Origin of the sequence: Streptomyces sp. MK37H (genome assembly GCF_018035285.1) — a bacterium.
Taxonomy (GTDB): Bacteria; Actinomycetota; Actinomycetes; order Streptomycetales; family Streptomycetaceae; genus Streptomyces; species Streptomyces endocoffeicus.
This window is the reverse complement of the sequence record NZ_JAAAYH010000388.1, coordinates 1-8543: the sequence shown is the minus strand read 5'-3', so window position 1 is coordinate 8543 and position 8543 is coordinate 1. Positions and strand designations below refer to the sequence as shown.

Here is an 8543-nt window from a genome sequence, read left to right as displayed (position 1 = left end):
CCTCGGGGGCGGTGGCCAGCCGTTCGGCCAGCGCGCGGGCCTGACCGCGCAACGCCTCAGCGCCGCGCCCGGACACCACCCACGGCACCACACCACCCGCCGACACACCACCCCCGGACACGTCCGACGCAGGGGCGGCCTCGGCCGGTTCGGGAGCCTGCTCAAGAATCAGATGGGCGTTCGTACCGCTGATGCCGAACGACGACACACCCACACGGCGCGGCCGTCCGTTCGCCGCCCACTCGACCGGTTCGGTCAGTAGCCGCACCTCGCCCGCACCCCAGTCCACATGCGGTGTCGGCTCGTCGATGTGCAGCGAGACGGGGAGCACCTCATGCCGCAGGGCCTGCACCATCTTGATGACGCTCGCCACCCCGGCGGCGGCCTGGGTGTGCCCGATGTTGGACTTGATGGAGCCCAGCCACAGCGGACGTCCCTCCGGCCGGTCCTGTCCGTACGTCGCCAGCAGCGCCTGCGCCTCGATGGGGTCGCCCAGCGTCGTGCCCGTCCCGTGCGCCTCCACCGCGTCCACCTCGGACGGCGACAGCCCCGCGTTGGCCAGGGCCTGCCGGATCACTCGCTGCTGTGAGGGCCCGTTCGGCGCCGTCAGACCATTCGACGCACCGTCCTGGTTGACCGCCGAACCGCGGATCACCGCCAGCACCCGATGTCCGTTGCGCCGTGCGTCCGACAGCCGCTCCAGCAGCACCAGGCCGACGCCCTCGGAGAAGCCCGTGCCGTCGGCCGCCGCGGCGAACGCCTTGCACCGCCCGTCCGGGGAGAGCGCGCGCTGGCGCGAGAACTCGGTGAACCCACCGGGCGTGGCCATCACCGTCACCCCGCCCGCGAGGGCCAGCGAGCACTCGTCCTGCCGCAGTGCCTGCACCGCCAGGTGCGTGGCCACCAGTGACGACGAGCACGCCGTGTCCACCGTGACCGCGGGCCCCTCCAGGCCGAACGAGTACGACACCCGGCCCGAGACCACGCTGCCGAGGTTCCCGGTGGCCACATAGCCCGCCGAGTCGCTCATCGTCTGGCCGATGAGCGACAGATAGTGGTACGAGTCCACCCCGGCGAACACCCCGGTGGCACTGCCGCTCAGCGCCTCCCGCGTGAGCCCCGCGCGTTCGAACGCCTCCCACGCCGTCTCCAGCAGCAGCCGCTGCTGCGGATCCATCGCCGCGGCCTCACGCGGGCTGATCCCGAAGAACTCGGCGTCGAAATCGGCCACATCGCGCAGGAATCCGCCCTCGCGGGCGCTGCTGGTACCGGCGTGCTCGGGATCAGGGTCGTAGAGGTTCTCCAGGTCCCAACCACGGTCGTCGGGAAACGAGGAGATGACGTCCACGCCCTCGTCCACCACCCGCCACAGGTCCTCGGGTGTCGCTACATCGCCGGGGAAGTGGCAGGCCATCCCGACGATGGCGATGGGCTCCCGGGCGCGGTCCTCGACCTCGCGCAACTGCCGCCTGGCCAGACGCAGATCGGCGGTCGCCCGCTTGAGATAGCTGCGGAGCTTCTCGTCATCCGTCATATCGCATCAACCCGATCGTCACGGCTGTCCTGATTCAGCGGTCCTGATCCAGTGGTCCTGATCCAGTGGTCTTGGTTCATCGGAGACCGTCGTCGGAGACAGTCAGCTCGTTGTCGAGCGCCCGGAACAACTCCTCGTCGCTGGCCGACGCCAGATCCTCCTCGGCGTCGCCGTCACCGTCCGCGTTCTGCCACGGGCCGTCCACCTTGCGCAGCAGTTCCCGCAGCCGGGCCGCGATCCGGGCCCGTTGGTCCCGGTCGGCGATCCCCCCGGTCAACGCGGCGTCGAGGGAGTCGAGGCCATTGAGGAGCGAGTCCGCAGCCGCCGTCCCGGCCGGGACCAGGAGTTCCTCCAGCAGTCGCACCACCGCGGTGGGCGTGGGGTGGTCGAAGACCAGCGTGGCGGGCAGCCGCAGACCGGTGGCGGCGCTCAGCCGGTTCCGCAGCTCCACGGCGGTCAGCGAGTCGAAGCCCAGCTCCCGGAAGTTCTGGGCGGGGTGGATGGCATCCGCCGTGTCATGGCCCAGCACCGTCGCCGTGGCGTTGCGCACCAGCTTCAGGAGCGCCTGCTGCCGGTCCTCCCCGGACATGGTGGCGAACGCCTCCGCCGGTGCCGCCCCGCCCGAGGCGACGGCTCCGGTGGCCGCCTGCGGGGCGGCGCCGCGCACCAGGCTCCTGAAGAGGGGCGGCAGATCGTCGGCATGGGCCTCACGCCGCATGGTGGCCAGGTCGAGCCGGATGGGCGCCAGGGCGGGAAGGCCGCTGTCGAGCGCGATGTCGAGCAGTGCGAGACCCTGTTCGGTCTCCAGCCCCACCATCCCGGCCCGCGCCAGCCGTGCCCGGTCGGCGTCCGTCATCCCACCGGTCATCCCAGTGGCCTGGGCCCAATATCCCCAGGCCAGGGAGGTGGCGGGCAGGCCCTGGGCATGACGGTGCACGGCGAGCGCGTCCAGGAAGGCGTTGGCCGCCGCGTAGTTGCCCTGGCCCGCGGCGCCCAGCAGCCCGGCGGCCGCGGAGAACAACACGAACGCCGACAGCCCGGTGTCGCGGGTGAGCTCATGGAGATTCCACGCCGCGTCGGCCTTCGCCCGCAACACCTCATCGAGCTGATCGGGCGTGAGCGCCTCGACCGTGGCATCGCGCAGCAGTCCGGCGGCGTGGACGACTGCGGTGAGCGGATGGCGGTCGGGAACGGTCTCCAGCAGCTTGGCCAGGGCGGCCCGGTCGGCCGCGTCACACGCCGCGACGGAGACGTGAGCGCCGAGCTCGGTCAGTTCGGCCGCCAGCTCCGTGGCCCCCGGGGCGTCGGGGCCCCGGCGGCTGATGAGCAGCAGCCGCCGTACGCCGTGGTGGGCCACCAGATGGCGGGCGGTGGCGGCGCCGAGGGTGCCCGTGCCACCGGTGATGAGGACCGTGCCCTCCGGGTCGAGGGCGGTGGGGAGCGTCAGGACGATCTTGCCGATGTGGCGAGCCTGGCTGAAGTAGCGGAACGCCTCGGGGGCCCTGCGGATGTCCCACAGAGTGGTCGGCAGCGGTTGCAGCGTCCCGTTCTCGAACAGCGTCGACAACTCGGCCAGCATCTGCTGGATTCGGTCCGGACCCGCCCCGCCGACCAGGTCGAACGCGCGATAGACGACCCCCGGGTAGCGTGCGCCGACCTCCTCGGGGTCGCGGACGTCGGTCCGGCCCATGTCGATGAAGCGACCGCTGGGGGCCAGCAGCCGCAAGGACGCGTCCATGAAGTCACCGGCCAGGGAATTGAGCACCACATCGACGGATCCGGCGGCGGCGCGGAACCGCTCCTCGAAGTCGAGGGTGCGCGAGGAGGCGATGTGACGGTCGTCGAAGCCGCGCTCCCGCAGGGCGTGCCACTTCGCGGGTCCCGCCGTGGCGTACACCTCGGCTCGCCAGTGGCGAGCCAGCTGCACGGCCGCCAGACCCACCCCGCCGGTGGCCGCGTGCAGCAGCAGCTTCTCCCCGGCCCGCAGCCGCGCGAGATCGGCGAGACCGTAGTAGGCCGTGAGAAAGGCGGACGGTGTGGTGGCCGCCTGTGCGTAGGACCACCCCGCGGGGATCCTGGTGATCATCCTGACGTCGGTGACGACCAGCGACCCGGTGCCGTTGAACAGGCCCATGACCCGGTCGCCCACCGCGAACTCCTCGGTGCCTGGCCCCACTTCGACGACCACGCCCGCACCGTCGCCGCCCAGTGGCCTGGGGTCCTCCACCATGCCCAGCGCCACGACGACGTCATGGAAGTTCACCCCGCCCGCCCGAAGCGCCACCCGGACCTCGTCCCGGCCCAGCGGGCGGGTGTTGTCCGGGCAGTCGACCAACGCCAGCTGGTCCAGGCTGCCGTGGCCGGTCAGCCCCAGACGCCACGTGGCCGACCCCTCCGGCGGAGTGAGCCGCTTGGCCGCGTCGTCGTGGACCAGCCGCGGTACGTACGCCACGCCGTCGCGCAGTGCCAGCTGGGGCTCGCCCGAGGCCACGGCGCCGGCCAGGGCCCGTAGCGAGGCATCCCGTCCATCGAGGTCGAGTCCGTCGAGGTCGAGCAGCAGGACCCGGCCGGGGTTCTCCGACTGAGCGCTGCGCACCAGACCCCACACAGCGGAGGCGGCCAGATCGTGGACATCGTCATGGCTCTGCGGGGCGACCGCCCCACGGGTGACCACCGTCAGTCGGGCGTCGACGCATTCCGGAGCGGCGAGGAACTCCCGCAGCACCCCGAGGGCCTCCCTGCTCAGGTCATGGGCGCGCTCCACCGGATCGCCCCAACCATCGGTGGGAGAGCCGATGAAGGCGAACACCACGTCGGGGGCCGGGGACCCGCCCGCCACGGCCGCCCGCACGGCGGCGAGATCCGGAAGGTGGGAGGCGTCGGGCAGCGCGTCGGCCAGGGGCCCGCCGTCCGGGCCGATCACGGCCGAACGGCACGCGGGGGCGCCCTCGGCCGGTGTCATCCGCGTCCAGGCGAGTTGGAACAGCGAGTTCCGGCTCGCCGCACGCGCCCTGCCCAACTGCCCGTCCGGCACCGGGCGCAGGATCAGATCGTCCACGACGGCCACCGCCGCGCCGGTCGGATCGGCCGCGAGAACGGTGAGCCGGTCCGATGCCGTCGGGGTGATGCGGATCCGCAGGGTGTCCGCGCCGGTGGCGCGCAGCCGCAGACCACTCCAGGTGAACGGGAGCAGAATCCGGTGCGCGTCCTCGGAGTCGGGGGCTACGTCCAGGGCACGGGCGTGCAGCGCGGCGTCGAACAGGGCGGGATGGATGCCATACGCGGCCGCGTCCTCGCGCTCCCCTTCGGGCAGGGACACCTCGGCGTAGACATCGCCGTCCAGCCGCCACGCGGCGGTGAGGCCCTGGAAGGAGGGTCCGTAGTGGTATCCGTGGTCGGCGAGTCGCTGGTAGAAGTCCTCGACGGGCAGTTGTGTCGCCCCGGGGGGCGGCCAGGCGCCGTCCAGGGCGACGGAGTTGGGCGCGGGGGAGGTGGCGAGCGCCCCCGTGGCATGCCGGGTCCAGGCTGTGTCGCCGGTGTCGGCCGCCGGCCGTGAATGCACCGTGATCGGACGCTCACCGGTGTGGTCGGGAGCGGCCACGGCGATCTGCATGTCGACCGCCTCGCCCTGCGGAATCACCAGTGGCGCATGCAGGGTCAGCTCCGCCACATGGTCACAGCCGGTCCGCGCCGCGGCGTGCAGGGCGAGTTCGGCGAAGGCGGTGCCCGGCAGCAGGACGGTGTCCAGCACCCGGTGGTCGTTCAGCCACGGATGAGTCCGCGGCGACAGGCGGCCGGTCAGCAGATGGGCGCCGCCCTCCGCGAGTTCCACGGCGGCGCCGAGCAGCGGATGCTCAGCGGACCCCAGCCCGAGGTCGCCCGGGTCGCCACTGTGGCCACCCCGCCCGTCCAGCCAGTACCGCCGCCGCTGGAAGGCGTATGTGGGCAGGTCGATGACGCGGGGTGCGGGGTCGGTGGGGAACCAGCGGGTCCAGTCGACCTCGACCCCGGCGGTGAACGCCTGCGCCACCGACCGCATCAACTGGGCGTGGTCGCCGTGGTCCCGGCGCAGGGTCGGTACCGCGGCCGCGGGCACACCGGCTTCCTCGAAGGTCTCCTGCATGCCGATGGTGAGGACGGGGTGGGTGCTGGCTTCGATGAACACGCGGTGGCCGTCGTCGAGGAGTGCTCGTACGGCGTCGGCGAAGCGCACTCGTTCGCGGAGGTTCTTGACCCAGTACGCGGTGTCGAGCTCGCTGGTGTCCATGCGGGCGCCGGTGACGGTCGAGTAGAACGCCACCTGGCCCGGCACCGGCTTGACCCCGGCCAGAAGCTCGTTCAACTCCTCGGCGATTTCGTCGACTTGGGCGCTGTGGGAGGCGTAGTCCACGTCGATGAGCCGGGCGCGGCGGCCTGCCTGTTCGCATGCGGTGACGGTGTGGGCGACCTGGTCTGGGGGCCCGGAGACGACGACGGAGCCGGGTCCGTTGACGGCTGCCACACCCACCCCCTTGGCACCTTCGCCGAGTTCGGTGAGGAATTCTTCGGCTTGGTTTTGGCTGAGGGTGAGGGAGGCCATGGCGCCGTGGCCGGCGAGGCGGCGGAGGGCGTGGGCGCGGAGGGCGACGATGCGGGCGCCTTCGTCGAGGGAGAGGGCTCCGGCGACGCAGGCGGCGGCGATTTCGCCTTGGCTGTGGCCGACGACGGCGGCGGGGGTGATGCCGTGGTGGTCCCATACGGCGGCCAGGGAGACCATGACGGCCCATAGGACTGGCTGGACGACATCGACACGGGCGAGGTCGGCGGCGTTCACGCCGCCCCGCAGAACTTCGGTCAGGGACCAGTCGACGTGGGGGGCGAGGGCTTGTTCGCATTCGGCGACGCGGGCGGCGAAGACGGGGGAGGTGTCGAGGAGTCCGGCGCCCATGCCGAGCCATTGGGAGCCCTGGCCGGGGAAGACCAGGACCGGTCCGATGCCGCCTGCGCTGGGGCCGCTGCTGGTGGTGGTGCTCGGCTCGATGACGGTGGGGTGGGTGTCGCCGGTGGCGAGGGCGTTGAGTCCGGTCAGGAGTTCGTCGCGGTGTTCGCCGACGATGACGGCGCGGTGGTCGAAGACGGACCGGGTGGCGATCAGTGACCAGCCGACTTCCGTCGGCGATGTCTCGGGGTCGGTGGCCAGCCGTTCGGCCAGCGCGCGTGCCTGACCGCGCAATGCCTCAGCGCCGCGCCCGGACACCACCCACGGCACCACACCACCCGCCGAAACACCGTCGCTGTCGCCGTCGGTCGGCACCGTTGCGACGGATGGTGTCCCGGCGGGGGCGGGTGCCTGCTCCAGGATGAGATGGGCGTTCGTACCGGAGATCCCGAACGCGGACACACCGGCCCGGCGCGGACGCTCCCCACGCGGCCACGCGACCGGCTCGGTCAGCAGCCGTACCGCACCCGACCCCCAGTCGGCGTGCGGCGTCGGCTCGTCGATGTGCAGCGAGGCGGGCAGCAGCTCATGCCGCATCGCCATCACCATCTTGATCACACTGGCCGCACCGGCGGCGGCCTGCGTATGCCCCAGGTTGGACTTGACCGAGCCCAGCCACAGCGGCCGGTCCTCCGGCCTGCCCTGGCCGTACGTGGCCAGCAGCGCCTGCGCCTCGATCGGATCGCCGAGGGTGGTCCCGGTGCCGTGTCCGTCGACCACGTCCACCTCGGCGGTGGACAGCTGCGCGTTGGCCAGGGCCTGTCGGATCACCCGTTGCTGCGAGGGCCCGTTCGGCGCCGTGAGGCCGTTGCTGGCACCGTCCTGGTTGACCGCGGAACCCCGGATCACCCCGAGGACACGGCGGTTGCGGCGCTGCGCCTCACACAGGCGCTCCAGGACGATCAACCCGGCGCCCTCGCCCCACCCGGTGCCATCGGCGGCCGCCGCGAACGGCTTGCAACGGCCGTCCGGGGCCATGCCGCGCTGACGGGAGAACTCGATGAACGCGCCGGGCGTCGCCATCACGGCCACGCCACCGGCCAGGGCCAGATCGCATTCGCCGTTGCGCAGCGCCTGACACGCCAGATGGATGGCGACCAGCGACGAGGAACACGCGGTGTCCACCGTGACCGCGGGCCCCTCGAGGCCGAGCGAGTACGCCACCCGCCCGGACACCACACTGCCGAGGTTCCCGGGGCCGACATAGCCCTCCACCTCGCTGGTGACGGCGCCGATGACCGACAGATAGTCATGCGAACCGACCCCGGCGAACACCCCGGTGTTGCTGCCGCCCAGCGACGCCCGATTGAGCCCGGCGCGTTCGAACGCCTCCCACGCGGTCTCCAGCAGCAGCCGCTGCTGGGGGTCCATGGCCTGGGCCTCACGGGGGCTGATGTCGAAGAAGGCCGCGTCGAACTCGGTCGCGTCGTAACAGAATCCGCCCTGGTCCACATACGACTTCCCATAGCTTTCGGGATCCGGGTCGAACAGCTCCTCAACGCCCCAACCCCGGTCCGTGGGAAACCCGGAGACGGCGTCCTCGCCGTCCCGCACCAGCCGCCACAGCTGCTCCGGCGACCGCACGCCGCCCGGATAGCGGCAGGCCATGCCCACGATCGCGATGGGCTCCGGCTCGGCGGACTCGGCCTCCCGCAGACGCTCACGGGTCTGGCGCAACTCGGCCGTGACCCACTTGAGGTGGTCGAGCAGCTTCTCTTCGTTCGACATCTAGCGGAGGCTCCTTGGCGCGTCGCGGAGGATGGGGGTCATCGGGCTCACGACTTTCCGAGCTCGTCGGACTTTCCGAACTCGTCGGAGATGAGGTCGAAAATGTCTTCCGCCGTCGCCGTCTCGAGCTCGCTGTGGGCCGTGGAACGCTCCGATTCCCGTTCCGTGTCGCTCCACTTGGCCAGCAGCAGCCGCAGCCGCCCGGTGATCCGGCGACGGGCCGCCTCGTCCACCGCCCGTGGCTCCGAGACCGCGTCCCACCGGTCGAGCTCCGACAGCAGATGTCCCTCGGAGGTCAGCTGC

Annotated in this window: 2 protein-coding genes and 1 pseudogene; all 3 read right to left on the bottom strand. The window is 71.9% G+C overall.

Annotated elements, in window-relative coordinates; translation table 11 throughout:
* Window positions 1–1534, bottom strand: a 1534-nt coding sequence (locus GWI24_RS35280) for a type I polyketide synthase (protein ID WP_210950112.1), incomplete at its 3' end; no start/stop codon positions are given.
* A 76-nt stretch (window positions 1535–1610) separates the two neighbouring features.
* Complete coding sequence (locus GWI24_RS35275; protein WP_210950111.1) at window positions 1611–8240, bottom strand: type I polyketide synthase; 6630 nt, start codon at window positions 8238–8240, stop codon at window positions 1611–1613.
* A gap of 47 nt (window positions 8241–8287) precedes the next feature.
* Window positions 8288–8543 (bottom strand): annotated as a pseudogene (locus GWI24_RS35270) (hypothetical protein); the annotation flags it as partial.

Bases quoted from the DNA above. Each gene is read 5' to 3' on its own strand.
- GWI24_RS35275 (WP_210950111.1), bottom strand. From the start codon at position 8,240: ATGTCGAACGAAGAGAAGCTGCTCGACCACCTCAAGTGGGTCACGGCC.